Here is a 24,991-nt window from a genome sequence, read left to right on the forward strand (position 1 = left end):
TACCCTATGCATAATTCTATGCTTATTGTTTACTTTATATAAACAATAGTAAAGAGGAGAAAAATTTGGTAGTTATTTTATGATTTTGACATTGTCTGGAATAACATAATTTGTGCCAATTTCATTTTCTTCTTCTAATCCTTTAGAAGATACTTTATCGAATAAAATTTTTATTGTTTGCAACATTATTTTAATGTCTAATAGTAGAGAATATTTTTTAATATAAAGTAAATCAAAATTCAATTTACTATTGAAATCAGTTGCATACTTCCCATAAACTTGTGCATATCCAGTAATTCCTGCTCTAACATTGTGTCTTAAATAATAGTAAGGATTTTCCTTTTTAAACTGGTCTACAAAAAATGGTCTTTCTGGTCTAGGTCCTACAACAGACATGTCTCCTTTTAATACATTAAACAACTGTGGCAATTCATCGATTCTAAGTGCTCTTAAATATTTTCCAAGTGGTGTTATTCTTGCATCATTAGATGTAGCAAGTACAGGGCCAGTATCTTTTTCGGCTGTTGCACTCATCGTTCTAAATTTAAATATAGGAAACTCTTCTCCATCTTGGGTTATTCTTATTTGTTTATAAAAGACTGGTCCTTTTGAGGTTAATTTCACTAGAATAGCTGTTATGAGCATAAATGGTGAAGTTATAACAATTAACAACAGAGAAAACAAAATATCGACTATCCTTTTTATTGCTCCATCTTCTGAAGGTATTTTAAATTGAGAAACCTCAATAATACTTTCATCTTCAATATTCATAATATTAGGGTTAACTAAAACTAAATTTTCAAAACTAGTATTTAAAAATAATTTTTTGTCACTTTCCATTAGCAATTCGTAAATTTCCATTTTTTCTTTTTCATCTATTCTACTTGCGAGGTATACTATATCAACTTTATCTAAAGATGCCTTAACATTTTCAAAATAATTTGATATAACGGCAAAAGTAACTACATGGCGTTTACTTTTTGAATTCTCAAAGTTATATACCGCAGACTTTACATCTTCTTCAAAGCCGACAACCATTACTTTTTTGCTTCCACTCATTTTTTCGTATACCTTAAATACAATGACTCGCCAGACAAATAAAACAACTATACTAACTACTAAGTTGATAAGCAGCACTGATCTAGGAAAAGCAAACCATCTCCCAGCAAAAGTAACCACCATAATTGCCAATGTCAAAATTACCTGGACAATAATTGTAATATACAAGAAGTCAGTCAACGATTTATTGTATAAGATGTATATGCCAAATAAAATATTTAAAATGATAAATGTTATCACAATAAAAATAAATGAATTTTTATATGTTTCGTAATTTCTATCTGGAACTAAATTTCCAAATTTTAGATAAAAAGAAAGCAACATAGAAAGATGCAACAGAACAATATCTATTATTCCTATTACAACTTTTTTTGTTTTGCTAAACTTTTCTTCCTGGTTCATGATATTTCCTCCCAATAACAATTCTATTTCACTATTTACAATCAATTTATAGTACCATAATTTCTTACCATAAACAAAACTGTCCAATATACCAAATGTTTTAATTTATTTTATTAAAAATCCCTACTTTATCTTTTTTAAAATATCCATTACCCATAAAAATGACTATCATTAGTAGAAAAAGCCAAAATTCAGGCGACAAATACCCACCTTTTTGAAAATTCAAACAAATGAATAGAATACCTAGTTTAGCATTTGATACTACAATAAATATCGTTAACAGGCAGAATAACAAAAAAACTATTAATCCTACGTCTGATAAGATATAAGCATATATATTCCAAATAGAGGGTGTATGTCCAATTCCGTTACCCATAAAAATATGTTCATGATTCACATATTGCCAACTCTCTAATAACCTTCCTCTGGTTGAGTAGTCCGTTCCATCTAAAATGGACATTGTTCTGTCTATTATTGTTACTTGTATAATATCCCAAAATAAACTTATAACTATAATCAAGGCTATCAAGCACAATAAGTAAAACCAATTAAACCTTATTTTTTTTAAATTTGTTAAAGTAAAAAAGTGTAATACTTGAATAACCAACATAACAGCTATAGAACTATATGAAAAGGTTAATATGATTGTCACAGTGATAAAGAGACTAATGTATTTATTTATTTTTATATCCCATTTATTAAAATAATTCATACCAAGTACAATATTTAAGTAATACCCTAAATAAGAAGGCTCAGAAAAAATACTTCTGGTTCGATACAGATGCTCAATTCCATCATAGAGATAACTCGTTGCATCGGTACGCGTAAATTTCCAAAAAAATTCATATGGCAACTTACCATTTAAATAGATAGCTAAAGTTATATAAATACCTATTATACTAACTAAAATAGCAATAACATTTATTATTTTTAACAGTCTCTTTTCTTGCTTTCTATTTTTAATAAGATTGTAACAACCTACAAGTACAACAGCATAATAAGCAACTTTTATTAATGCTGCAATTCCAGTTTTCAGGACAAACAAATCATTATTATAATAATTAACTACTATATTAGCTGATAGGATTCCTAATAAAATTAAAATCCCAATAATTTGCTTAACGGTTATTCTGTAGTTATTACTTATGATTAAGCAAATTAATATAAATCCAAAGATAAAATCGCTCAGCGAGAATATTCCAACCATCCAATCTGCTACAGTAGAAGCTATTCCCACGCTGATAAGAATGATATACATCCAAATTGTTTTATATTTATCATTGAATATTACCCATTTATCTATTATTGTTTCTGGTTCCACAGGATTTCCTACTTTCACATAGCTTATTTATCTTTAACCGCAGTAAAAGAACTTGGCATTTCATTTGTTGTTTTTAATAAATAAGCTATAGAATCTAAAATTCTTTTGCTAGCCACTCCATCTCCATAAGGATTTTTAGCTTTTGCCATCTTTTCATGTTCATCTTTATTTGTTAAAAGATTTGTCATTTCTTTTAGAATCGTTTCCGATTGAGTACCTACTAATTTAAGCGTTCCTGCTGCTACTCCTTCAGGTCTTTCAGTTGTATCTCTAAGCACTAAAACAGGCACCCCTAGTGAAGGCGCCTCTTCTTGGACACCACCTGAATCCGTCATGATCATATAGCTCTTAGCAGCTAAATTATGAAAATCCATGACTTCAAGTGGAGCAATTAAATGAATTCTAGGGTGTTGCCCTAAAATTCGTTCAGCAGCTTCTTGAACAATCGGATTTAGATGAACTGGAAAAACAATTTCAACGTCATCCTGTTCATCTACTACTTGCCGTATAGCTTTGAATACTTGTTCCATCGGTTTGCCCTGATTTTCACGACGATGCATGGTTACTAGAACAAGTTTGCTGGTAGAAGAAACTTTATCTAACACATGGTGATGATAATCTTCTGTAATTGTTTCTTTTAACGCATCAATTGCTGTATTTCCTGTAATAAAAATTTTTTCTTCTGGGTGATTTTCTTTTAATAAATTCATTTTACTTTCAATTGTAGGTGCAAAATAAACATCAGCAATCACATCTGTTAATTGGCGATTTAATTCTTCTGGAAAAGGAGAATATTTATCCCAAGTACGAAGGCCTGCTTCAACATGGCCTACTTTGATTTGATTGTAATAAGCAGAAACACTGGCAGCAAATGTAGTTGTCGTATCTCCATGAACTAAAACAATGTCCGGCTTAACTTCTTTCATAACTTTGTCTAAACCGATCAATACATTCGATGTAATTTCCGACAACGTTTGATTTTCTTTCATAACATCTAAATCATAATCTGGAGAAATATTGAACGTATGTAATACTTGATCTAACATTTCACGGTGCTGAGCCGTTACTGCTACAATAGATTCAAATCGATTTGATTGATTATTAAGTTCTTTTACAACCGGAGCCATTTTTATGGCTTCTGGTCTAGTCCCAAATATTGTCAATACTCTTATTTTCCTCATAACCTTAGCCTCCCAAAATTATCTATTCCTTATTAAATAGATAATTTACCCTTTGTTATTCTGTCTTGCACTTCTCAACTTTTGTATAAAAATATAAATTTTGTCTATTCTAGTTATCCCTTTTAGTTTTTTTAAAGCATTTTCTTTTTTATTATTGCTTATGTTGCTATTCTGCAAACCTGAATAAATGGAGATCATTTGTCTTTTAATCAATTTTTTTTGTTCTTTAGAATATTCTTTTTTCAAATATAATTTTTCGAGTTCTTGATAGATAATCAAATAGGAATCAAAAGTTCGCTGCAATCTTTCTGGACTTTGATTCGTCATAATCGAATTTTCACGGTATCTTCTATTATAATAAAAAGCATTAACATACAACATAGAACTACTATTCAAAAATATTTGAGTGGTAAACAACTCATCCTCATGTAAAATTCCTTCATAAAAAGAAAGAGCATTTTCTACTAAGACTTCTCTTTTCACCATATACAGATATACAGGAGACACAAATGTGCGACGATTCGCTTCAAAACGATCCTGTATATATTCTCTTCCTTCTTGCAATCGTTGGCTAAAATCATAGTTGTTTTGTTCAATCGGTTCGTTCAATTCATCTAAGAATGCTCTGCCATTAAACCTTATAAGATCTGTTTGTTTTTCTTCTGTTAACTTAACTAATTCTTCAATAGTCGATAACTCTAGATAGTCGTCAGAATCCACAAATAATATATACTTTCCAATTGCTGCTGCTAATCCAGTATTTCGAGCCCCTGAAAGGCCTTTATTTGCTTGTTCAATAAATTGAACTCTAGTGTCTGATAAATAAGGTTTCACTTTTTGTTTGCTTGTATCTGTACTTCCATCATCAACTATAATAATCTGCAATTCTTGGTAACTCTGTTTTATTATAGAATCTAAACACTCTTCTATATACAGTTCAACATTGTAAACAGGTACAATGACTGAAACGACTGGGTGTATCTGCATCTTACTCTTCCTTTCCAAACCTGTATCATGCTTATTTCTTTTTAATGACTTCTTTTATTAGTTTCATTTGTCCGGTAATCATTAATCCTATAACAAATAAGAGTAAAAAGGCTATTCCATTAATCACAAGATTCATGAAATTCGAAAAAGGAAATTGAGGTACGATCAAGAAAAATAAAACTTGTATAGCAGCCATAATAGCTGGTTTGACTAATGCTTTTCCGACCTCAATAAAGTTTGATTTAAATAAACGATACATCAATAAGTAATTCGTTTGAATGAAGTTTATTGAAAAAGCCATTATAACCATTAAAGCTACATATTCTATTTTTCCAGCAAAAACACCTACAAAAATAGCTGTTACGGTCACAACTGCAGACAAAATCCCAGAAAGCAATAACAAATCTGTTCGATTAGCCGATTGAAAAATGGCTCCCGTACTGCTTGATATCATTTGAATCCAGACAGATACGGCTAAAATCTGGAAGGTTACAACGCTTCCGCCCCATTGGTCCCCAAACAAAAACAAAATAATGTCACTAGAATTAAAAACTAAAAATATAGACAGTGGCAATCCAATTGTCGCTAAAATAGTGGTAATTTTTAAGTAAACTGATTTTATTTTGTCTAGATTTGTTTCATAATCAGACATAATCGGTTGAATAACTGGAGAAATCACATTTGTCAAAATCTGATTAGGATATAAAGACACTTGATAGGCTTTGTCATAAAAAGCTAAAGAACTAGCTGAGAAATAGCGACCAATCAACATGCTGTCTAAATTTCTAGAAAAATAATTAATAAAGTTAAATAAAAATTGGTTCTTTGAGAAACTAAAAATCTTTTTCAAGGGGTCTTTATCTATTTTTAGACGAATCGTTAAATTTGTTTTGACATAAAAAATAATAAATAATAATGCAGCTTTTACGGTATTACTAATGATTAATGAATAGTAACTAAAGCCATTTATAGCTAGTACAATAGATACAACACCTGATGCAATATTGGCTAACACTGTTACAATGTTTACAGTACTAAATTTTTTATCTCTCAATAACATTGATTGCGGAACGACTAAAATACCATAAAAGAACACACACACCGCTAATACCATACTAATTGGTTTGTATACCTCGTTATTGTAAAAAGCACTGATTGGGTAACCTAGAAATACAAAAATGATTCCTAAAAATAAAGCTAAATAGAGAGAAAATCCAAAAATACTATTGATTTCCTGTTTTGATAAAGATTTATTTTGAATAATAGCTGGACCAATTCCAAAATCAGCCAGCATTTGAAAGAAAACCAAAAAGACATTTACAACAGCGACTATTCCATACTCTTGCGGAGTTAATATTCTTGATAAGACTGCGGTAACCAATAGCTGAATCACAACATTGGAATATTTCCCAATCGCACTGTAAAAAATGCCTTTTTTAAACTCATCGGCCATTCCCATGATGATCCATCAACTCCTTCATTTTTAATGATTTACCCAAAAGCTTTTTTAATGACTTTGAAACTTTTCTGAAATTTCTTTCCTATCGTGACTCTCGTCTGCATCAATTTTAACGCAGCTGTATATTTGTTATACCTTAATAGTAATATCAATACTTTTACAAATGAATTTTTTTCCTTTTCTATTTCTATTTTAGCAATAGCTTGATTAATTCTAGGGTTTTCCATCAGTTCTTCGACCCGTTCCTCTTTTGCAAGACTTGTTAAAGGACAATCTTCCCAAGCTAAATTGCTTAGTTCTAAGTACATTGCTCCCCAATAGTGCTGGTTGATTAAATCGTGGAACTCTTCTGATTTCTTCCAATAGACCATCCACTCTTCAAATTGATTCGCAATATTGTATTCATAATAAAAGCGCTCTTTGCGGTAACGATTGACAGCAGAGCCTTCACGAAAGACATAATGGTAATAGGTTTTTTGATGGTAAAAAACCGTTTCTACATCTAAGCCAACTGCTTGATTGAATAACGCGTCTTGGCCTACTTTTTGATTTGTAAACCGAATAGGATGTTTTTTTAGAAAATCATGTTTGTACAACTTATTCCATAAAGCATATGGAGATAATGCATAATGTTTTCTAAATTCATTTCTAAAATCTTCTTTTACTATAAGTCCATTTAATTTGGGTATTTTTTCTGTTTTTGTGACCTTGCCTTCTTTATCTATTACTTCATCAATATATCCAAAAACGACCATGTCAGCAGCTGTTTCTTCTGCTTTTGCAACGTTTTCTTCAATTAAGTTTGCTTCAAAATAATCATCAGGATCAGCGAAATAAATATACTCACCAGTAGCCCTATCTAATCCTGCATTTCGGGCAAATCCAGAACCAGCATTTTTTTGATGGATCACGATTATACGAATATCTTTTAATCCGTAACGGTCACATATTGCTCCTGATTCATCAGTCGATCCATCATTCACTAAAATAATTTCTATGTTTTTATACGTTTGATTTAATGCACACTGAATTGCTTTTTCTAGCTGCTCAGCAACATTGTAAATTGGCATAATAATTGATACTTTATTCATAGTTCTATCCCTCTTATCTTCATTAAACAATGACTTTCCTATTATAGCACACTCGATTGCCTGAAACATTACAGTTTCCTAAAGAGTATTTTCTTCAAATTTATAATGAAATTTTAAAGTTTTCCAACTTGATTAGCGTTGACTTATTTTACTCTAATGAGTAGACTTAACCTTGTTAGATAGAACTATTGACAATACAAAAAAATTAAAAAAATGAGGGATAAGCATATGGCTATATTAGTAACAGGCGGAGCCGGTTATATCGGCAGCCACACAACTGTAGAATTATTAAATGCTGGACATGAAGTTGTCATCGTTGATGATTTTTCAAACAGCAAACCAGAAGTGTTAAATCGAATTAAAGAAATTACTGGAAAATCGTTTTCTTTTTATGAAGTAGACGTATTAGATAAAGAAGCATTAGAAGCTGTTTTCAAAAAACATACGATAGAAGCTGTTATTCACTTTGCTGGTTACAAAGCAGTTGGAGAATCTGTGAGCGAACCGTTGAAATACTACCACAACAACTTAACCAGTACATTTGTTTTAGCCGAACTAATGGAAAAATATAATGTTAAAAAATTGGTCTTCAGTTCTTCTGCAACCGTTTATGGAATGACTAATGTTTCTCCATTAACAGAAGACTTACCGTTAAGCACAACTAATCCATATGGGACAACTAAGATGATGATCGAACAAATTCTACAAGATGTTTATGTTGCAGATTCTTCTTGGAGCATTGCATTGTTGCGGTACTTCAATCCAATCGGCGCTCATGAAAGTGGACGAATCGGCGAAGATCCAAATGGTATCCCGAATAACTTGATGCCTTACATCACACAAGTAGCTGTAGGCAAACGTGAGCAGTTAAGTGTATTCGGCGGCGACTATGACACTGAAGATGGCACTGGTGTGCGTGATTACATTCATGTGGTTGATTTAGCTAAAGGGCATTTAAAAGCTGTTGAAAAGGTACTTTCTACAAAAGGTATTGAAGCTTACAACATTGGAACTGCAAAAGGGTACAGTGTATTAGATGTAGTTAAGAACTTTGAAAAAGCTACAGGTAAAAAGGTAGCTTATACCATTACTGATAGACGTCCTGGCGATATTGCCACTTGCTACTCAGATGCTTCAAAAGCAGCTAAAGAACTTGGCTGGAAAGCAGAACATACACTTGAAGATATGTGTCGTGATTCATGGAAATGGCAAGAAAACAATCCAAACGGATACGAATAAACAATAAAAGAGTGCTAAAACCAGTTGACTGGTTTTAGCACTCTTTTGAATTATCTAAAAATAACCTTTTACTTTAGCTCGAATGTATCTTTCTGCACGAAGTGGCGCAGCTTCATTGATAGAGCCAGTTTGATAAACTTCAAGAGCGGCATTAATCACTGCACCTGCAGTCATTAGGGCACCTATAACCTGTAACCAAATCAGCAGGATCATAAATGTTCCAATCGTCCCGTAACTTTTTGTCCCCAAAGCAAAGAATTCAACATAAATAGCAAATAATTGAGAAACTAACATCCAGCCTATTGTTGAAAATGCCGCTCCCGGAAGAACCCTTTTAAACGCTATTTTTGCATGTGGTACAAAATAATATAACAAACAGAAAATGACAAATAGCACACTCATCGTAACCGGCCATTTTAAACTTTGAAATGTCTCAATAAGGATAGTAGGTAATTCAACTATCGGTGTAATCTTTTCCAATATTAACTGTCCAAACCCAAAAATGATTACTAATACCATAATTAATAGAATCATCATCGTCGTTAAAATCAATGAAAACAACCGTATCATAATGATATTTCTTCTCGGTTCTACTCCATAGGCTTTATTCATGCTCACCTGCATCGCGTTCATTCCTCGACTGGCTGACCAAAGCGCTCCAATTACTGCAATAGATAGAACTCCTCCGCTACTTTGTGTAAACCAGCTCGTTAACAAATGTTCAACTTGATCAAATAAATAAGTTGGTATAGCATTTTCTATATAAGGCAACAATTGCGCTACATCTATATTCAAATATGGCAATATATTTCCAACCACAATAATAATAGGAAAAACGGATAATAAAATGTAATAACTAATAATGGCTCCTGAACTCCAAACCTCAGCTTCCTGATATTTTTGGATCAAAATTCTACTAAACTTTACTGCTACTCTTTTTGTTTTTTCTTTTTTTACTTCTAATTTAGCTATATGACTATTTTCCGCCATGATTAAACTCCTTTTTCAAACCAAACACCATTATACTCATTTGGCAAAAAAAAACAAACAATTTATTGTATAGACTAAGTCTTATAAAATAAATCGTTTGACAAAAGGTATTTTTGACATTGCTTTTACACAAACGTAACTGATTAAAAAAATAGCTAAGGTTAATAGTGGGACAGATAGAATCGGAGTAGTAAACAGTGTATTCAAGTTCGCTTTCCATACTAGAAATATAATCAGCACATGAACCAAATAAATGCCAAATGAATAAGTTGAAAATTCTGAAAGAACACGTTTAAATGTAGTTGAAAAGTTCTTACTTTGTAATCTCTCTTTTGCCAATAAAAAAGCTGCTAAACTAGTAAAAAATACATTTGGAGTTAGATATTCATAAGGAACATCATAATGTTCGCCTTGTTTAAGCGACTCAACACTTGTGATCATAATTGTACTGATCAATCCAGCCACTCCTAATAGATAGATGCCTGTTTTCATCCATTTTTTCAAATCGTAATGCGCTAAATAATAGCCAATAAAAAAGTACCCAACATAGCCAAATGTGATATCTAGGTTAACTCCTCTTTCAACAAACGTTACAGTCGAACTAACTGGAAATTCATTATAGGAAGGTAAAATAAATCCAATATAAAAACAAAACGTCACAAGATAGAGGATGATTTTTTTATCTTCAGCAATCTTTCGCAGAAAAGGAATCATGACATAAATTTCAATCATTCGAAAAAGAAACCACAAATGGTAATGCCCTTCTTTAAATGCTTCAACCATTACTCCCCATACTTCTGCATTGAATGTCCGGTATTCATTCCATGTAAAAATCATTGCATATAAGGCTGACCAGAAGATAAAAGCTGTTACTAATCGAAAAAGATTTTTTTTATATAACTTTTTTATCGAAAATTCTCGCTTAGGATCTAAAAAAAAGACTCCACTCAACATAAAAAATAGCGGTACACTCATACGTGCAAAACTGTCAAAGATATTTAATACTTGCCATTGATAGGAATCCATTTCATATAAACTAAAATCACGTGAAGCAATATGAATGGTAATTACTAAAAAAGTAGCTGCTACACGCAGAATATCAGCATACAAAACTCTTTCTTTCATAGACTTCCTCCTTTTCATGAACTAATTTTCTATTATTAGTATACCATTAAAAAAAGTAGGTTGAACATCAACGAATACATAGTTGGTGTTCAACCTACTTTTTTAATTTTTAAGTTTACTCAATTCACTTTTAATTAAGCTTTTTGTTCTGTTAAGATTCTTGGACCCTCTTTAGTAATCGCTAATGTATGTTCAAATTGGCAACTGATTCCGCCGTCTTTAGTACGAGCTGTCCAACCATTGTCATCCATCTTAGATTTCCACGTTCCTGTGTTGACCATAGGTTCAATCGTGATAACCATACCTTCTTTTAAGCGAAGACCTTTTCCAGCTTCTCCATAATGCGGAACAGATGGTGCTTCGTGCATGGTAGGTCCAATTCCGTGTCCAATAAACTCACGAACTACAGAAAAACCTTCCCCTTCAACATAGGTTTGGATTGCATGACCGATATCCCCAATACGATTTCCCACTTGTGCTTGTTCGATTCCTAAATAAAGAGCTTTTTTAGTGACTTCCATCAATTTTTCGGTTTCAGGAGTTCCTTCACCAACAATATAACTCCAGCAAGAATCTGACATTGCACCTTTTAAATTAACAACCGTATCAACTTTAATCAAGTCGCCGTTCTTCAATACTTCTTTTTTACTAGGGAATCCATGACAAATTTCATCATTGACGCTGACGCAAGTAGCATATTCATAGCCTTCAAATCCAATTTGTTCAGCAATGCCGCCATGTTCCTCGATATAACTTTGCATAAATTCGTTAATTTCCCAGCTCGTGACACCCGGTTTGATAATCTCTCTCAAGGCAATATGTGCATTTGCCAGTAATGTTCCTGATTCATCCATTGCATCAATTTCACGTTGTGATTTTAGTGTGATCAATTTTGTTCCTCTTTTCTATTTAGTCTTACTCATTTATTATTCTCTCTTCTTTTCTATTATAAGCTTAATTTATCCATTTGTGAACCATTCTTCCTATTGATTAAAATGGAGGCCCTTTCTCTCATAATTAAGTGAGTTGGAAACGAACTATAGGCTATTCTCTTCGAAAAATTGTGACTTTAGGGTTATTTTTCTTTCGTTTTCCGTTATACTTCACTAGAGAACAACTAATGAGAGCGAGTGGTTTAATGAATAACAAAACGAAGTATACCCCTAAAAAAAATACCAATAACAATCTTTATACCGTAACTGAAGCAATAGAATTATTGCCTTTTTTATTAAGTGTCATGAAAAACGCAAGTCGTAATTCTGTAAAATCTACTTTAACGAGAGGTCAAGTGATGGTCGAAGGAAAGATGGTAAAGCAACACAATCATGCTTTGCTTCCTGGTCAAGTTGTGGCGATTCAATCTAACAAAGCGGCGATCAAAGAAACCGCATTGATTGGAATGACTATTGTGTATGAAGATGATGCAATCATTGTCATTGATAAAGAAGCTGGTCTATTATCGATTGCAGCTAAATTTGCTCAAGAATTGACTGCTCATCGTCAGTTGATCAACTACGTCAAACAAGACAACCCTAACAACCGTATCTACATTGTTCACCGTTTAGACCGCGACACTTCAGGTGTAATGGTTTTTGCAAAAACTGAAAAAATCAAAGATGCTATGCAAGAAAATTGGAAAGACATCGTTAAGGAACGAATTTATACTGTATTAGTTGAAGGCGTTGTTACTGAGGAAAAAGGAACCATCAAAACATGGTTAGTGGAAAGTAGTAAAGCAATGAAAGTTCATTCAAGTACGTATGATAATGGCGGAAAGTTAGCCATCACGCATTACAAAAAAATTCGTTCTAATGATGAATTTACTTTATTAGAAGCTCAATTAGAAACAGGACGTAAAAATCAAATTCGCGTACACATGGAATCAATTGGTCATCCTGTAGCTGGTGATAAAAAATACGGTGCTTCTACGAACCCGTTAAAACGCTTGGGCCTTCATGCCACTACTTTAGCTTTGATCCACCCTACTAGCGGTGAATTGGTACGTTTCCACTCTAAAGTACCTAAAGTATTTTTGATGCATTCAAAATAGACTTACGTAAAATATTCTGTATTAATAAAAAAATTAGAAAGCTTTGCTTTATCTCTCTGCTAGTTCAATGGTATGATAAGTAAAATGGTTATATTTAGTAAAAGGGGTTAAGGATGGTTAGCAATTATGGAGCATAAAAAAGTATCTGTCTTAGGTGTAACTTTTGACAATAAAACAAAAGAAGCCTTTCTCAAAGAATTAATGGCGCGTATCGACCACAAAAAAAAATCTTTTGTGGTTACTGCCAACCCTGAAATTGTCATGTACGCAAAAAAAGATCCCAATTATATGTCGCTTATAAAAGAAGCGGATTACGTCATTGCGGATGGAATCGGTATTATCAAAGGATCAAAAATGTTAGGTACTCCAATTGTTGAACGAGTAGCTGGGTACGATTTAATGTTGGCTTTGTTGGATGAAGCGAATCAACAAGGCAGTCGTGTTTACCTATTAGGTGCAAAAGAAGATGTCTTGCAAAGCACAGTTGCTAAAGTTAAGAAGCTTTACCCTTCTATCAATCTAGTTGGGTCACGAAATGGTTATTTTGATTTTTCTGATTCTGCGGTCATTGAAGCGGTTCAAGCAACTCAACCAGATATAGTGTTCGTTGCTATAGGCTATCCAAAGCAAGAACAATGGATCCACCAGTATATGAGGACTGCTTCAACAGGTTTGTTAATGGGTGTTGGCGGTAGTTTTGACGTTCTTTCTGGAAAATCAAAACGTGCACCAAAAATCTTTATCAAGTTAAACATTGAATGGTTGTATCGTTTGATTAAACAACCCTTTAGAATAAAGCGTATGATGGCTTTGCCTCGCTTCTTACGTGAAGTAAAAAATGAAAAAAAACAAGTATCTAAACATTAGTCTAAAAAGCTGAACAAATTCTGTTCAGTTTTTTACTAGTTTAATGATAAAAATCAAACACAAATGAGGTTATTTCGTTATGAAAGTCTTACACATCAATGCTGGGTTAGAAGATGGTGGTGGAAAAAATCATATCTTATCCCTGCTTTCTCAATTTGATCCATCTGTTGCGGAACTGCTTGTTTTGGAAGAAGGAATTATTGCTGAGGAAGCTAAAAAACTAGGAATAACTGTACACACGCTCAAACAACAGTCCCGTTATGATTTATCTATTTTGAAACGGTTGGCTCAATTTATTAATGACCATTCTTTTGATATTGTACATACACATGGTGCACGTGCAAATCTTATCTTTTCTCTTATTCATAAAAAAGTACCAGCTCTATGGCTTACTACAGTTCACAGTGACCCTACGCTTGATTTTATGAATAGAGGGGTAAAAGGATACGTATTCACTCAACTTAATTTAGCCAGCTTAAAAAAAGCAGATCATTTAATCGTTGTGACTGACAGCTTGATAAAACCTTTATGCGATTTAGGCATCAATAAAGAAAAGATAACGGTGATTTATAACGGTCTCCAATTTGGCTCTCCTCTGGTTAAAGCAACAAAAACAAATAAGCAATTTACTTTAACATGTGTTGCTCGTCTGCACCCTATTAAAGGGCATGAGCTTTTACTCGAAAGCTTAGATGCGGCCAAATTTTCAGACTTTACACTAAACTTAGTAGGAGATGGAGAATTAAGATCTGCTCTTGAAAAAAAAGTTCAGCAACTTAATATGCAAGACCGTGTTCATTTTTTAGGTTTTTTAAATAAACCTCTAGTAGACGAAACGATTAAAAACTCAGATTTGACACTATTAGCCTCCTATAACGAAGGTTTCCCGATGGTGTTGTTGGAATCTGCCAATCAAAAAGTTCCTTTTATCGCTACAAATGTTGGGGATATTTCCCTTTTAGTTCCAGATAAACAATATGGTTGGTGTGTCCCCGCTGGATCTATTGAATCTTTAACAGAAACTCTCAATGAAGCTTATGATGAATGGGAAAATGGAACGCTAGAGACTAAAGGTGAGTTAGTTTACCAATTAGCTTCTACTCAATTTTCTCTCAAAAAATTCTATGATGCTACTTTAGCACTTTATGAAACATTCATTCATGCATAAAACCTATTATCCAGTTAGTAATCTCTTATATTCCATTGCAGAACTTACCATTCCTTTGGTATACTTTGCTAAGGAAACACACACGCACAGAAAAGGATGAGATGTAAAATGACAAAAGCCTTAATTGTCTTTGCAAGTTTAACCGGCAACACAGAAGAATGTGCAGATATTGTAGAAAAAGCTTTGGTAGATTTAGATGTGGACGTTGAAACAGTTGAGTGTATGCAAGCTGAACCAGAGGATTTTCTTGATGTAGATATCTGTATTATAGGTACTTACACTTATGGAAATGATGCAAATTTACCGGATGAATTCGTTGATTTTTATGAAGAACTCAGTGAAATTGATTTAACTGGAAAAGTTTTTGGAACATTCGGTTCAGGAGACCATTTTTACGATAAGTTCTGCCAATCCGTAGATGATTTTTCTGATAAATTGGCTTCAATCGGTGCTATAGAAGGTACTGAAAGCGTAAAAGTCGATTTAGATGCTAATGATGAAGACATAGAAAACTTTAAAGCTTTTGCAAAAGCATTAGTTGAAAAAGTTGAATCTCTAGCTTAGACAATAAAAAAACCCTTATCAGGAGATAAGGGCTTTTTTATTATGCTTTGTAATTAGGCATGTGTTGTTTTAATGTTTGTTCGATGTAATCCATTACATCTTTTTCATGAAACTTCAAGAACCCTTGGGCGATCAATACAGCTGTACCGTGAACCGTGATCCAAATATTTTTAAACAGTTTTGTTTTTTCAGCTTTTGACAACTCTTTCGTTCCTTCAAGTTCCTTAAAAATTCCCATCATCATGTCTAATGAAATCTTATGCATTTGATCAGGGTCTAGTTGAGACTCAAAGAAAAGTGCTTTAAAAAAGATGGGTTCATTTTTTGCAAAATAAACATAATTTAAACACATATTGAGTAAAGGGTCTTCTGTTCGTTCATTTTTATAGATTGTTTCATCTATATACGTTTTTATCTTTTCAACAAGTTCTTGTTTTAAGTCATCCATATTTTTAAATTCTAAATAAATGGGTTGTGTTGAGCAATCCATCTTTTTAGCAATATTCCGCGCTGTAAAACCTTCAAATCCTTCTGTTTTCACAACTTGATAAGCTGTTTCAAGAATTTGTGATTTTAAAATTGTCTTTTTTCTGGCCATTTCAACTCACCTCTTCGGTCTCTTTTACCATCGATTAGGATAGGGCATCTTTATCTCCTGAAATCTTTTATCATAACAACCAACAGTTTTTGACTTCTTTTTTTACGAATAACTGGCCATCCTCATTTAGAAATTGATTCCAATATCAAGTAATATTATTTTTATCCTTACCCTTTAAAAACAATACTGCTTTTATGTTATCCGGATTCTCTCTCCAATATTCCTTAATTTATTTTATCACTATTGTGATTAAAAGAGAACACTTTTGTCTTACAAAAATTACTGCGTATATATTAAGTGTTTCCCGAACAAAATTGGTCTAGTTGTTCTTTATCTTCAGAAAAAGGATAAGAGACACGCAGCCAAACTATTGTCAATTCTTTTTTTATTTTTAATTTAAAAAAGACTTTTAGTAAAATTGTTTCTCTTTCTTTCGTATGCTATTATTGTTTAGTAAGAGTTTGAAACCAAACTAACTAGACAACTCGTTTTCTGTTTTAGTTCCTTTTGTTCCAACCTCATTTCGTATATTAGGAGGAAAAGATTATGGTATTGCCAAACTTTGAAGAAAATTTACAAAAATACGCTCATTTATTAGTTAAATCGGGTGTAAATGTTACAAAAGGACACACAGTTGTCTTGCAAATCGATGTAGACCAAGCTCCATTGGCTCGTTTGATTACAAAAGAAGCTTACGCATTAGGTGCGTCAGAAGTTATCGTGAAATGGGCAGATGACGTTGTCAATCGTGAACAATTTATTGGAACGCCCCAAGAACGCTTAACTAATATTCCTCAATATAAAATCGATGAATCATTAGATCAACTTGCTAAAGGTGCTAGTCGCATCAGTGTTCGTTCTTCAGATCCAGATGCACTATCTGGTGTGGACAGCGACAAAATTGCTGCTTATCAATCTGCAGCTGGCATTGCTTTAAGCGAACAACGTAAAGCAACTCAAGCAAATAAAGTGAGTTGGACAGTTGCTGCAGCTGCTGGTGCTAAATGGGCTGCAAAAGTATTCCCTAATTTAGAAACTGAAGAAGAACAGGTTGATGCTTTATGGGATGCCATCTTCAAAGCTGTTAGTCTTTATGATGCTGATCCTGTTGAATCATGGGCTAAAAAGGATATCACATTAAATGAAAAAGCTGACGAATTAAACAAAGAACAATTTGTAGCCTTGCACTACACAGCTCCTGGTACTGATTTAACGGTTGGTTTACCTGAAGGTCACCGTTGGGAAGGCGCCGGTAGTGATAACGTTCGTGGCGAACGTTTCATGGCAAATATGCCCACTGAAGAAGTCTTCACGGCCCCTGACGCTAATCGCGTTGACGGTGTGGTTCGCAGTACTAAACCATTAAGCTATGCTGGAAATACGATCTTAAATATGGAATTTACGTTTAAAGACGGAAAAGTTGTCAATGTAACTGCTGAACAAGGCGAAGATGTCTTGAAAAATTTAGTCGCAACAGACGAAGGTTCTGCACGTTTAGGCGAAGTTGCTTTAGTTCCAGATCCTTCTCCTATTTCTCAATCAGGTATCGTATTCTACAATACTTTATTCGACGAAAATGCATCAAATCACTTAGCTTTAGGTTCTGCTTATGCCTTTAGCTTAATTGGCGGAACAGAAATGACTGAAGAAGAATTAAAAGCAGCTGGATTAAATCGTTCAACTGTCCATGTCGACTTCATGATTGGTTCTGACAAAATGGATGTAGATGGAATCCGTAAAGATGGTACTAAAGTTCCTGTTTTCCGTAATGGTGATTGGGCTTAATATTATAGTTTGGTGTGAATTAACTTTTAGTCATGCCAACTATGATGAGTATTTGGACAAATAAAAAAAATTGAGCTCACTCAGCCATATTCTTTTGATTATGGCTGAGTGAGCTTTTTTCTTATTGGGTTTTTTATCTAAAATGATGGGTTCACTTCATTTTAGATCTCACTCTTTCGTGTAGAGTCTATTCACGAAAGAGTGACATCAATTTTTGTCGCAAATGCTGCTTTTATTCTTTTAAAAATATTTATCAGGACTATATTTAAGAATACATTTCAGTTGAACAGAAAAATAGAGACGATAAGACAATATAGTCTCACCTCCTCTATTTTATTATGTATTTTTTAATCTTTCTTTATTAAACGGACGATTTTTCCACGGACTCGTTTTTCTTCTTTTAACACTTGTGTGATTCTAAAAGAAACTTTATCGCCTTCTCTTACTGCTAGGTGAGAAGGAATTGAACACAACGCATCTAAATTTGGTGCAATTCTTACAAAGATTCCCCATTTTTTTACACTTCTAACCGTTCCTAATACCACTTGGTTTGGTTCCAGTTCGGTTAATGAAACGGATACTCCGTTTTTGTATCTTACAAGAGGTTCGACTCTTAAATTTTTATTTTCAGTAATTCGTTTGAATCGCACATCGATGGTATCCCCTATTTCTAAAACATCTCCGATTGTGGTGTGGTCTTCAGCAAAGTCTTTATTCAACATTTGAACAGAGATATCTCCAATCACACAATACGCGCCATAACGCAAAATCTTAGTCACTTTCGCTTGAAATTGTTTTCCATCTTTAAGCTCTTGATAGAGTTTGTCGAATTCTTTCTCTTTTATCTTTTTGGCAGAACCCATCACCAAACCGTTTGCTTCATTGGCTTCGATTAGTTGGAATTGAATCGTTTCACCCACGTAACGCATCAAAGGGAGATTATGTGGCGTACAACCTAACTCTTCACGAGTAATGACAACCGGAATGCCACTCACTTCTACTTTAACCACATCACTAGCTAATTCTTCATCATATTGGGAAGATAATACGATACCAGTCAATGCAACTTCTTGTTGGATCATATTAAAGATTGCAGCATACTCTATTTGCTCATTAAGCTTTTTATCCTTCTCTAAAAAAACGGTTTCACTTCTTTCCAGAACTGCTACATCCGCTGAAGTCGTTTCCTTGACTTGGACCCCAATCCATTTTTTAACTAGATTCTTTATACCCATACGTTCCTTTCAACCCCTTAAAAATATTAACCGCTTTATTTATTCCATCTAATTATAGCACATGTTTTTTTATTTCTACGTACTTTTTTGTAACTTTTTCTCTCTTGGTACATTTATAATCATTTCAGTTCAATTTCGGACAAAATATGCCTCTTCAACAGGCATTTCTTGAACAAATAGTGACATATCGCTACATTGTCACCAATTGTTCACTTATTATTTCAGTCTCTTTTAGCTTTTCGCTTTTCATTTACTGTATACTATTTGTAAATACAAGTTGCTGGATTATTGCAGGAGGAACCATTATGTCAGAAAAAGAAGTAGTCGATATACGCATTATGCGAAGTAAAAAAGCTATATCTGAAGCGTTTATTGAATTGTTAAAAGAAAATGAGTTTAAAACGATCACAATTACAGACATCGTCAATAAAGCTGGAGTTAATAGAGGAACTTTTTATAAACACTATGCCTACAAAGAAGATATTCTAAAAGAAATACAAGACCAGTTCTTAGATTACTTAGCTGTTGTATTACAAGATAACTACCAACAAATCGACTACTCTCAGTTACAAACCGTTCCTTTGTCTGATGCTCTGTTTGCCGTTATTTATGAACATCGCCGGTTTTTCCATTTAGCCATTCATTCAGTTGGCTTCTTAAATTTCCAAATGCATTTCTCTGCACTTTTAAAAGATTTTTTAATTAACAACTTTTTGTCGGCTACACCGTACTCTCCAAAGTATCAAGATCTTCTTGGTGCCTATGTTGCGAATGGGATATATGGTTATCTAGTTGAATGGGATGCAACATCCTATGTTTCAGCACTTGCTGAAATGGCACAACAATTGGCTGATATCTTCGTGTTGGATCGTAATGTTTTTAAATTACCCGTATTTGGCCGTATACCTAAAGATGAACTTGTTGATTAAGGATTGTGGTCCAAAACAAAACGATTGCTTTTTTATTCCTCCTAGACATTTATTTTAAATTATGAGAAAATAGAACCTGTGTTAAAAAGGTCCTATAGCTCAGGTGGATAGAGCAAACGTTTCCTAAACGTTAGGTCGGGAGTTCAAATCTCTCTAGGATCATTTTATTAGTACAATCAAATTAAAAAAACAATGACCTCTTTTCCAAGTTCAACTTTGGAAAAGAGGTCATTCTTTTTAGTGTCTATTATTCTTGAAAATTCACTTCATAAAGGTACAGTTCCGAATTTGTAGCGGATTGTTTTTTGGTTTCTATTAAAGCTCCTTCAAAAACGGCTTTACCTGATTCAAGGTCAAAAGCCATAATTTGTTGATCTTTCCCTTTTATTTTATCATTGTTTACGAAGAAAGCCGTCCCGTTATGAACAGATAGTGTTATTTCTTCTTTTAGAGCTGTTTTTTGAGCTTCAGATAATTCAGCTGTTTCCATTTCTCTTAATTCTTTTTGCTCTAAAGAGTAAGTATAGATCGTTATGGTTTCTTTATTTTTTTTGTAAAAGTAAAGGATATCCTTTTCTATTGAAAAAGCACTACTTAATGCTTGGTTTCCTACTTCATCTGACAGATCAATCAAAAACTGTTCACCAGTTTCTATATTTACACCAATCAATTCGTAAGTAGTTTCATAGATCTCTTGATCTTCATACAGTTCTGTTTCTGATTGTTCATCACCGATTTCTACACGGTACACCAAAAATTTTGATGTCTGAACCGTGTTCATTCCGCTCAATAATTCAACATATTGAATTTGTTTACCGTCTAGATTTACTAGGTCCAGTTGCAGACTTTCATCTTTTTCAATTTTTTCGTTCGGCAGACTGATGGAATAAAAGTGGTGCTCATCCTGCTCGTTTTCATTGTTTAAAGAATACCCGTTTGTGACAATAATCAATTGGTTATTCGCTACTTCTATATCTTCTATATACATATAAGAATAGTTTGTGCCTTTAGGAAGGTCTACTGAAAATGATGATTCTTTATTTGTTTTCTTGTTTAGCACTTCGATTTTAAACTCTTCATCTTCTGTGACAGAAGAATAATTATTGGTGGTCAATTCTGCATAAGCTAATAGTGTGTCATCTTCAAAAAAGTTTGCTAAACTTGGTTCTTTACCGCGCATAAAGCTTCGGTAATCCTCTTGCAATTGATTTATTTTTTCATAGTCACTTTCACTGGTCTGTGATTGAAAACTATTCGTACTCTCTGAATAATAGGTGGTCCCTTTTGATGTGATTTTTAGGTCATCCCCGATTCCCATTCCTAACATCACATTCTCTGAGTAATAACCCTTTAAGACCATATTTTCACTCAATGTTTCATCCCCGCTATTCGCTATGATCTTGAATTCGGGTCTCTCATCCGCACTGAACATAGGTTGAATATAATAGACTCCAATGGATAATAAAATGACTATTGCAATAATGATTAATTTTACATAACGTTTCATAGTTTTTTTCGCCTCCTTTTATACGGTTACTTTTTTATTCAATAAGTAGCGGCTCGTCCAACAGCTTATTGCTATGACAAGTATTCCTAAAATAAATTCTAGGAACATGATTTCATTTGGATAAAGCTTATTAAAATTAAATAAGTCTCTAGCCATAACGGGTGCTAAAAAGATAAAGAATAAACCAATACCATAGCCAATACCGATTGCTGCTCCTTTAAATCGAAAGCTTCTTTCGAATAAAATAGCGGTAAATAGTAAAAAGAGTAAAATAAATCCAATACCATAGTAAGTCAGAAAGTCCAAAAATGTTTTTGGCATAAGAACGGAAAGGTAAAAGGATAATTGGCTTATTTTTTGGATCGATAAATCAATTCTAAACTCATCTGAGATCAATGCCTTTAATAGCTGACTTTCCGCTACCAATAAAATCAATTGAACGGAAACCAATCCAAAAATCATTAAAGCAATTGTTGTTAATTTAGACCAAAAAATAGCCATTCGTGATGTTGGAAGAGTCAATAAGCGATAGATAAAAGAATTCTTACCCATCCACTCAACATACCAAATGTAGAAACTATAAAATAAAATCGCTGAGATACAAATAAGAATCGGTACTAAAAACAAACCATTATTTACTACCCAAAACATGCTCATTCCACCCGTTTCGCTTAAAAAAGCTTCTTTGGGAATTTTATTTAGATAGACTTCTTGATTCACCATGCTCAAATATTGTCTCGACTCCACAAAAACAGCAATGATCTGCGATACAATAGTCAACCCGATCAAGACGGAATAAAGTTTAATACAACGGTTAAATTCAAAGTTTACCAATTTTAAATAATTTTTCATGGTTGGAACACCTCTCTCATTACATCCACAACGGACTTACCTTCTTCTTCACGGACTTGCTCTGCATTAAATTCTCTCAATACTTGTCCTTCATTGATCAAGACCACTTTATCAATCAAATGTTCAATATCATTGATTTCATGTGTCGTGATAATTACTCCGCGGTCTTCAATTAGATGACTTGTAAAGACATTGGCTATTTGTTCTCTGCTAAAGATATCAATTCCTGAAAAAGGCTCATCCATTAATAAGTAGTCAACATCCAAAGCTAAGCCCAACATCAAGTTAACTTTAGCTGTGTTTCCTTTAGATAGTGAAGAGATTTTATCTTCTTTGGTTAATTTGAAAAAGCTTAATAGTTCATCAGCTCGTTCTTGGTTCCATGACTGATAAAAATCTTGCATGAATTGCATAGCTTGTTCGATTCTGAAACCTGGCAACATTGTCATTGTATCAGGGATATAAGTCATTTTTTCATAGCTGTTTTTTGTGATTTTCTCTCCATCAATCAGAATCTCGCCGCTATTCATCGGTGTCAGATTCATGATTCCGTTCAAGATCGTCGTTTTCCCAACACCATTGATTCCTATAATGCAGGTGATTTCCCCTTTATTAGCAGTAAACGAGATTCCTTTTAACACTTTTTTTCGGCCAAATTTTTTCGTTATCCCTCTTACTTCAATCATTTTTCTCCTCCTTTTCTTCAAGTACACTATCTTCATATTTTTCTTTTAGCAATCCAATAACTTTATCAAGCGGCAGTTGAATTGGACGAATGGCAGTTACGAAAGAAGAAACAGCTTCTTCCAATAATTCATTCTGGACCTTTTCTAATATACATGGGTCTTCTGTAATTTTGCTTGGCAAATTGCTTTCTGTATAAATCAACTTTTGTTCCTCCATTTCTTTATATGCCCGTTGAGCTGTATTTGGATTAATAGTTAATTGACTTGCTAGTTCTCGTCTAGATGGAACTTCTTGACCTGGGATTAAATTTCCTGCTGCAATTTCTTCTTTAAAGTGACGCACAACTTGTTCATAAAGTGGGTCTCGCTTATTGAAATTTACCTTCATAACAGCCTCCTAATTTTATTTTCCAAACTGTACTACTTACTTAATACGCTATAAACAAAAAAGTGTATGAGTTGCTTAATACACCATTTCTGTATTATATGGTTCATACACTTTGCTGTCAATAACTTTTTTATTAATCTGTTCGCCTTTACTAAAAGAACGTTTGTTCGTATAATGAAAAGAAACACTATAGGAGTTGGTAGACATGGTAAAAGACTTTCAAGAACAGCCTGAAAAAGGATTCATTCCTGCTCAACAAGGCTATCAAGATCGAAAAATGGCCAAGTGGCAAGGATTCATCCTCTCCGACCATGCAGAGTTACAAAAGAAACATGCGACTATTCGCCACAAGGTTAATGAGCCAAAGGTAAAGCAAACAGTAGAAGATATCTCTGAATGTTTGAGCCATGCTTTTTCAAAAAAGCTGTCTGTGATGCTCCAAACAGATATTCTAGAAAACGGTCTTTACAAAGATGATATTACTGGCACCGTGAGTGGATTTGAAGACAACTTGATTTATATTCGAACAGACTCTGACTATGTGGTTGTAGAACTAGAATCGATTCGTCATATTTCTATTTTATCTACACCTAAATGGTTCAAAAGTGATGATTGGTCTGAAACCTAAAAAAAGTCCCTAAAAAGGGACTTTTCTTTTCTCAAAGATTTTCGTTTGCTAGGCTTCCAGTTTCTTTTTATATTCAGGATAGACTTTATCCCACTCTTCTTTTCGGTTCTGAACTGGCTCATCTTTTAATACCTTTTCTATCACATCTAAACAAACATGCCAGCCAGCAACGTCACGTGCCGTATGTTCTGTCACAACTTTAATATATTCTTTTAAAACTAAATGGGTTCCGTTTGGATTTTCACTTAAATTAAAACGAACCAAACTTTTATCCCATGTAAATTCCCATACAGTTGGGACTTTCACTTCAGTAATCGTCATCTCTTCGTATGTCCCATTTCCCATATCAAATACTAGTTTTCCGCCTTCAGTTAACTCTTGTATCTTTAGTTCACTGAACCATTTTGCTAACTGGTCATTATCCGTTAATATTCTCCATACTTTTGAGACAGGATAGGAAAAGTCACGATGAAACTCAACCACCGTTTCATCATTTAATTGCTGTATTTCTGCCAACATTCTATCCGCACCCCCGCATATTCTTTAGTTGACGTTCTTTTTGCTAACTAATCTTCTTTCTTTTCAGCTGTATTGTATAAAATAAATCCTAAGACAATTAGCAAGATACCAATACCTAAAATAATGATACGGTGTTCATCTAAACTTGTCAGGCCTAGTATCACAGCAATAAACCCAATTGTCATCATAAACAATCCGTTTTTCAGCATGCTTTCTCATCCTCACTTTATTTGATCCTACAACTAGTGTGTAACTATTTTTGTAATCCTTTACAATTCTATTTTCAACAAAATAAAAACGACTGTCAACTTTTTACACTTATTTCGATAGTTATTTAACGATAATGCTTCTTCTTTATTCC

At 33.5% G+C, this 24,991-nt stretch carries 25 protein-coding genes and 1 tRNA gene; 9 read left to right on the forward strand and 17 right to left on the reverse strand.

The window, feature by feature from the left end; translation table 11 throughout:
• Positions 1 to 72: 72 nt before the first annotated feature.
• The 6 genes from BR65_RS04755 to BR65_RS04780 all read right to left on the reverse strand — a co-directional run bounded on the left by BR65_RS04755 (position 73) and on the right by BR65_RS04780 (position 7,500).
• A complete protein-coding gene (locus tag BR65_RS04755; protein ID WP_034537028.1) occupies positions 73 to 1,461 on the reverse strand; it encodes a sugar transferase in 1,389 nt (462 codons plus the stop codon).
• 100 nt (positions 1,462 to 1,561) lie between these two features.
• Complete coding sequence (locus BR65_RS04760; protein WP_244877147.1) at positions 1,562 to 2,782, reverse strand: hypothetical protein; 1,221 nt, start codon at positions 2,780 to 2,782, stop codon at positions 1,562 to 1,564.
• Positions 2,783 to 2,805: 23 nt separating this feature from the next.
• Positions 2,806 to 3,963: a non-hydrolyzing UDP-N-acetylglucosamine 2-epimerase gene (gene wecB, locus BR65_RS04765; RefSeq protein ID WP_034537031.1), complete on the reverse strand. Its 1,158-nt coding sequence runs from the start codon at positions 3,961 to 3,963 to the stop codon at positions 2,806 to 2,808.
• A gap of 45 nt (positions 3,964 to 4,008) precedes the next feature.
• Positions 4,009 to 4,950 carry a glycosyltransferase gene (locus tag BR65_RS04770; RefSeq protein ID WP_051932659.1) on the reverse strand — a complete coding sequence of 314 codons (942 nt, stop codon included), beginning with the start codon at positions 4,948 to 4,950 and terminating at the stop codon, positions 4,009 to 4,011.
• 31 nt (positions 4,951 to 4,981) lie between these two features.
• Positions 4,982 to 6,409, reverse strand: a complete 1,428-nt coding sequence (locus tag BR65_RS04775; RefSeq protein WP_034537033.1) for a lipopolysaccharide biosynthesis protein — start codon at positions 6,407 to 6,409, stop codon at positions 4,982 to 4,984.
• Between the two features lie 32 nt (positions 6,410 to 6,441).
• Positions 6,442 to 7,500: a glycosyltransferase gene (locus BR65_RS04780; RefSeq protein WP_034537035.1), complete on the reverse strand. Its 1,059-nt coding sequence runs from the start codon at positions 7,498 to 7,500 to the stop codon at positions 6,442 to 6,444.
• 228 nt (positions 7,501 to 7,728) lie between these two features.
• On the opposite strand from BR65_RS04780, the gene galE reads away from it, so the two are divergent.
• Positions 7,729 to 8,739, forward strand: a complete 1,011-nt coding sequence (gene galE, locus BR65_RS04785) for a UDP-glucose 4-epimerase GalE (RefSeq protein ID WP_034537037.1) — start codon at positions 7,729 to 7,731, stop codon at positions 8,737 to 8,739.
• Positions 8,740 to 8,793: 54 nt separating this feature from the next.
• Here the strand turns inward: galE and BR65_RS04790 are convergent, their stop codons facing one another.
• The 3 genes from BR65_RS04790 to map form a co-directional block, all read right to left on the reverse strand.
• Positions 8,794 to 9,729 carry a YihY/virulence factor BrkB family protein gene (locus BR65_RS04790; protein WP_034537038.1) on the reverse strand — a complete coding sequence of 312 codons (936 nt, stop codon included), beginning with the start codon at positions 9,727 to 9,729 and terminating at the stop codon, positions 8,794 to 8,796.
• Positions 9,730 to 9,810: 81 nt separating this feature from the next.
• Positions 9,811 to 10,854 (reverse strand): acyltransferase, encoded by a 1,044-nt coding sequence (locus tag BR65_RS04795; RefSeq protein ID WP_034537039.1) that lies wholly within the window; start codon positions 10,852 to 10,854, stop codon positions 9,811 to 9,813.
• Between the two features lie 134 nt (positions 10,855 to 10,988).
• On the reverse strand, positions 10,989 to 11,744 hold the full coding sequence (gene map / locus BR65_RS04800) for a type I methionyl aminopeptidase (protein ID WP_023178422.1): 756 nt from the start codon (positions 11,742 to 11,744) through the stop codon (positions 10,989 to 10,991).
• 248 nt (positions 11,745 to 11,992) lie between these two features.
• Between map and BR65_RS04805 the strand changes: the two genes are divergently transcribed.
• The 4 genes from BR65_RS04805 (at position 11,993) to BR65_RS04820 (ending at position 15,503) form a co-directional block, all read left to right on the forward strand.
• Positions 11,993 to 12,904 (forward strand): RluA family pseudouridine synthase, encoded by a 912-nt coding sequence (locus tag BR65_RS04805; RefSeq protein WP_034538620.1) that lies wholly within the window; start codon positions 11,993 to 11,995, stop codon positions 12,902 to 12,904.
• A gap of 126 nt (positions 12,905 to 13,030) precedes the next feature.
• Positions 13,031 to 13,771 (forward strand): WecB/TagA/CpsF family glycosyltransferase, encoded by a 741-nt coding sequence (locus BR65_RS04810; protein WP_034537040.1) that lies wholly within the window; start codon positions 13,031 to 13,033, stop codon positions 13,769 to 13,771.
• Positions 13,772 to 13,850: 79 nt separating this feature from the next.
• Positions 13,851 to 14,939, forward strand: coding sequence for a glycosyltransferase (locus BR65_RS04815; protein WP_034537041.1), 1,089 nt, complete (start codon positions 13,851 to 13,853; stop codon positions 14,937 to 14,939).
• 108 nt (positions 14,940 to 15,047) lie between these two features.
• Positions 15,048 to 15,503 carry a flavodoxin gene (locus BR65_RS04820; protein WP_034537042.1) on the forward strand — a complete coding sequence of 152 codons (456 nt, stop codon included), beginning with the start codon at positions 15,048 to 15,050 and terminating at the stop codon, positions 15,501 to 15,503.
• Between the two features lie 40 nt (positions 15,504 to 15,543).
• Here BR65_RS04820 and BR65_RS04825 read toward each other — a convergent pair whose 3' ends face one another.
• Positions 15,544 to 16,101: a TetR/AcrR family transcriptional regulator gene (locus BR65_RS04825; protein WP_034537044.1), complete on the reverse strand. Its 558-nt coding sequence runs from the start codon at positions 16,099 to 16,101 to the stop codon at positions 15,544 to 15,546.
• Between the two features lie 546 nt (positions 16,102 to 16,647).
• Here BR65_RS04825 and BR65_RS04830 point away from each other — a divergent pair.
• Positions 16,648 to 17,886 carry an aminopeptidase gene (locus tag BR65_RS04830; RefSeq protein WP_023178433.1) on the forward strand — a complete coding sequence of 413 codons (1,239 nt, stop codon included), beginning with the start codon at positions 16,648 to 16,650 and terminating at the stop codon, positions 17,884 to 17,886.
• 347 nt (positions 17,887 to 18,233) lie between these two features.
• On the opposite strand, the gene BR65_RS04835 is transcribed toward BR65_RS04830, so the two are convergent.
• Positions 18,234 to 19,121, reverse strand: a complete 888-nt coding sequence (locus BR65_RS04835; protein ID WP_156098849.1) for a S1 RNA-binding domain-containing protein — start codon at positions 19,119 to 19,121, stop codon at positions 18,234 to 18,236.
• A 305-nt stretch (positions 19,122 to 19,426) separates the two neighbouring features.
• Here BR65_RS04835 and BR65_RS04840 point away from each other — a divergent pair, with 305 nt between their 5' ends.
• Together BR65_RS04840 and BR65_RS04845 are read left to right on the forward strand one after the other, a co-directional pair.
• Positions 19,427 to 20,050 carry a TetR/AcrR family transcriptional regulator gene (locus BR65_RS04840; protein WP_034537046.1) on the forward strand — a complete coding sequence of 208 codons (624 nt, stop codon included), beginning with the start codon at positions 19,427 to 19,429 and terminating at the stop codon, positions 20,048 to 20,050.
• Between the two features lie 88 nt (positions 20,051 to 20,138).
• Positions 20,139 to 20,212: transfer RNA gene (locus BR65_RS04845), tRNA-Arg, on the forward strand.
• 85 nt (positions 20,213 to 20,297) lie between these two features.
• Here the strand turns inward: BR65_RS04845 and BR65_RS04850 are convergent.
• From BR65_RS04850 to BR65_RS04865, 4 genes are read right to left on the reverse strand one after another with little or no spacing between them, the layout of a single operon-like run.
• Positions 20,298 to 21,557 (reverse strand): hypothetical protein, encoded by a 1,260-nt coding sequence (locus BR65_RS04850; RefSeq protein ID WP_034537050.1) that lies wholly within the window; start codon positions 21,555 to 21,557, stop codon positions 20,298 to 20,300.
• Positions 21,558 to 21,575: 18 nt separating this feature from the next.
• The gene (locus BR65_RS04855) at positions 21,576 to 22,409 is read right to left on the reverse strand and encodes a hypothetical protein (protein WP_034537052.1); all 834 of its coding nucleotides are present in this window, start codon (positions 22,407 to 22,409) and stop codon (positions 21,576 to 21,578) included.
• Complete coding sequence (locus tag BR65_RS04860; RefSeq protein ID WP_034537053.1) at positions 22,406 to 23,095, reverse strand: ABC transporter ATP-binding protein; 690 nt, start codon at positions 23,093 to 23,095, stop codon at positions 22,406 to 22,408. Before BR65_RS04860 ends, BR65_RS04855 begins: the two co-directional genes overlap by 4 nt.
• A complete protein-coding gene (locus BR65_RS04865; RefSeq protein WP_034537054.1) occupies positions 23,088 to 23,483 on the reverse strand; it encodes a GntR family transcriptional regulator in 396 nt (131 codons plus the stop codon). Before BR65_RS04865 ends, BR65_RS04860 begins: the two co-directional genes overlap by 8 nt.
• Before the next feature lie 205 nt (positions 23,484 to 23,688).
• Between BR65_RS04865 and BR65_RS04870 the strand changes: the two genes are divergently transcribed.
• On the forward strand, positions 23,689 to 24,111 hold the full coding sequence (locus BR65_RS04870; RefSeq protein ID WP_051932661.1) for a hypothetical protein: 423 nt from the start codon (positions 23,689 to 23,691) through the stop codon (positions 24,109 to 24,111).
• Between the two features lie 48 nt (positions 24,112 to 24,159).
• On the opposite strand, the gene BR65_RS04875 is transcribed toward BR65_RS04870, so the two are convergent.
• On the reverse strand, positions 24,160 to 24,630 hold the full coding sequence (locus BR65_RS04875) for an SRPBCC family protein (protein ID WP_034537056.1): 471 nt from the start codon (positions 24,628 to 24,630) through the stop codon (positions 24,160 to 24,162).
• Between the two features lie 47 nt (positions 24,631 to 24,677).
• Complete coding sequence (locus BR65_RS13955) at positions 24,678 to 24,839, reverse strand: hypothetical protein (RefSeq protein WP_023178450.1); 162 nt, start codon at positions 24,837 to 24,839, stop codon at positions 24,678 to 24,680.
• Positions 24,840 to 24,991: the final 152 nt, after the last annotated feature.

The sequence above is a fragment of the Carnobacterium inhibens subsp. inhibens DSM 13024 genome (assembly GCF_000746825.1).
GTDB lineage: Bacteria > Bacillota > Bacilli > Lactobacillales > Carnobacteriaceae > Carnobacterium_B > Carnobacterium_B inhibens.

What these genes read in the sequence shown, in the direction of transcription:
- BR65_RS04775 (WP_034537033.1), bottom strand. Translation starts at nt 6,409, where the DNA reads ATGGGAATGGCCGATGAGTTTAAAAAAGGCATTTTTTACAGTGCGATT.
- BR65_RS04780 (WP_034537035.1), bottom strand. Translation starts at nt 7,500, where the DNA reads ATGAATAAAGTATCAATTATTATGCCAATTTACAATGTTGCTGAGCAG.
- BR65_RS04770 (WP_051932659.1), bottom strand. Translation starts at nt 4,950, where the DNA reads ATGCAGATACACCCAGTCGTTTCAGTCATTGTACCTGTTTACAATGTT.
- BR65_RS04835 (WP_156098849.1), bottom strand. Translation starts at nt 19,121, where the DNA reads ATGGGTATAAAGAATCTAGTTAAAAAATGGATTGGGGTCCAAGTCAAG.
- BR65_RS04795 (WP_034537039.1), bottom strand. Translation starts at nt 10,854, where the DNA reads ATGAAAGAAAGAGTTTTGTATGCTGATATTCTGCGTGTAGCAGCTACT.
- BR65_RS04840 (WP_034537046.1), top strand. Translation starts at nt 19,427, where the DNA reads ATGTCAGAAAAAGAAGTAGTCGATATACGCATTATGCGAAGTAAAAAA.
- BR65_RS04875 (WP_034537056.1), bottom strand. Translation starts at nt 24,630, where the DNA reads ATGTTGGCAGAAATACAGCAATTAAATGATGAAACGGTGGTTGAGTTT.
- BR65_RS04790 (WP_034537038.1), bottom strand. Translation starts at nt 9,729, where the DNA reads ATGGCGGAAAATAGTCATATAGCTAAATTAGAAGTAAAAAAAGAAAAA.
- BR65_RS04865 (WP_034537054.1), bottom strand. Translation starts at nt 23,483, where the DNA reads ATGAAGGTAAATTTCAATAAGCGAGACCCACTTTATGAACAAGTTGTG.
- BR65_RS04820 (WP_034537042.1), top strand. Translation starts at nt 15,048, where the DNA reads ATGACAAAAGCCTTAATTGTCTTTGCAAGTTTAACCGGCAACACAGAA.
- galE (WP_034537037.1), top strand. Translation starts at nt 7,729, where the DNA reads ATGGCTATATTAGTAACAGGCGGAGCCGGTTATATCGGCAGCCACACA.
- BR65_RS13955 (WP_023178450.1), bottom strand. Translation starts at nt 24,839, where the DNA reads ATGCTGAAAAACGGATTGTTTATGATGACAATTGGGTTTATTGCTGTG.
- BR65_RS04850 (WP_034537050.1), bottom strand. Translation starts at nt 21,557, where the DNA reads ATGAAACGTTATGTAAAATTAATCATTATTGCAATAGTCATTTTATTA.
- BR65_RS04860 (WP_034537053.1), bottom strand. Translation starts at nt 23,095, where the DNA reads ATGATTGAAGTAAGAGGGATAACGAAAAAATTTGGCCGAAAAAAAGTG.
- BR65_RS04755 (WP_034537028.1), bottom strand. Translation starts at nt 1,461, where the DNA reads ATGAACCAGGAAGAAAAGTTTAGCAAAACAAAAAAAGTTGTAATAGGA.
- BR65_RS04815 (WP_034537041.1), top strand. Translation starts at nt 13,851, where the DNA reads ATGAAAGTCTTACACATCAATGCTGGGTTAGAAGATGGTGGTGGAAAA.
- BR65_RS04855 (WP_034537052.1), bottom strand. Translation starts at nt 22,409, where the DNA reads ATGAAAAATTATTTAAAATTGGTAAACTTTGAATTTAACCGTTGTATT.
- BR65_RS04830 (WP_023178433.1), top strand. Translation starts at nt 16,648, where the DNA reads ATGGTATTGCCAAACTTTGAAGAAAATTTACAAAAATACGCTCATTTA.
- BR65_RS04870 (WP_051932661.1), top strand. Translation starts at nt 23,689, where the DNA reads ATGGTAAAAGACTTTCAAGAACAGCCTGAAAAAGGATTCATTCCTGCT.
- BR65_RS04825 (WP_034537044.1), bottom strand. Translation starts at nt 16,101, where the DNA reads ATGGCCAGAAAAAAGACAATTTTAAAATCACAAATTCTTGAAACAGCT.
- wecB (WP_034537031.1), bottom strand. Translation starts at nt 3,963, where the DNA reads ATGAGGAAAATAAGAGTATTGACAATATTTGGGACTAGACCAGAAGCC.
- BR65_RS04810 (WP_034537040.1), top strand. Translation starts at nt 13,031, where the DNA reads ATGGAGCATAAAAAAGTATCTGTCTTAGGTGTAACTTTTGACAATAAA.
- BR65_RS04805 (WP_034538620.1), top strand. Translation starts at nt 11,993, where the DNA reads ATGAATAACAAAACGAAGTATACCCCTAAAAAAAATACCAATAACAAT.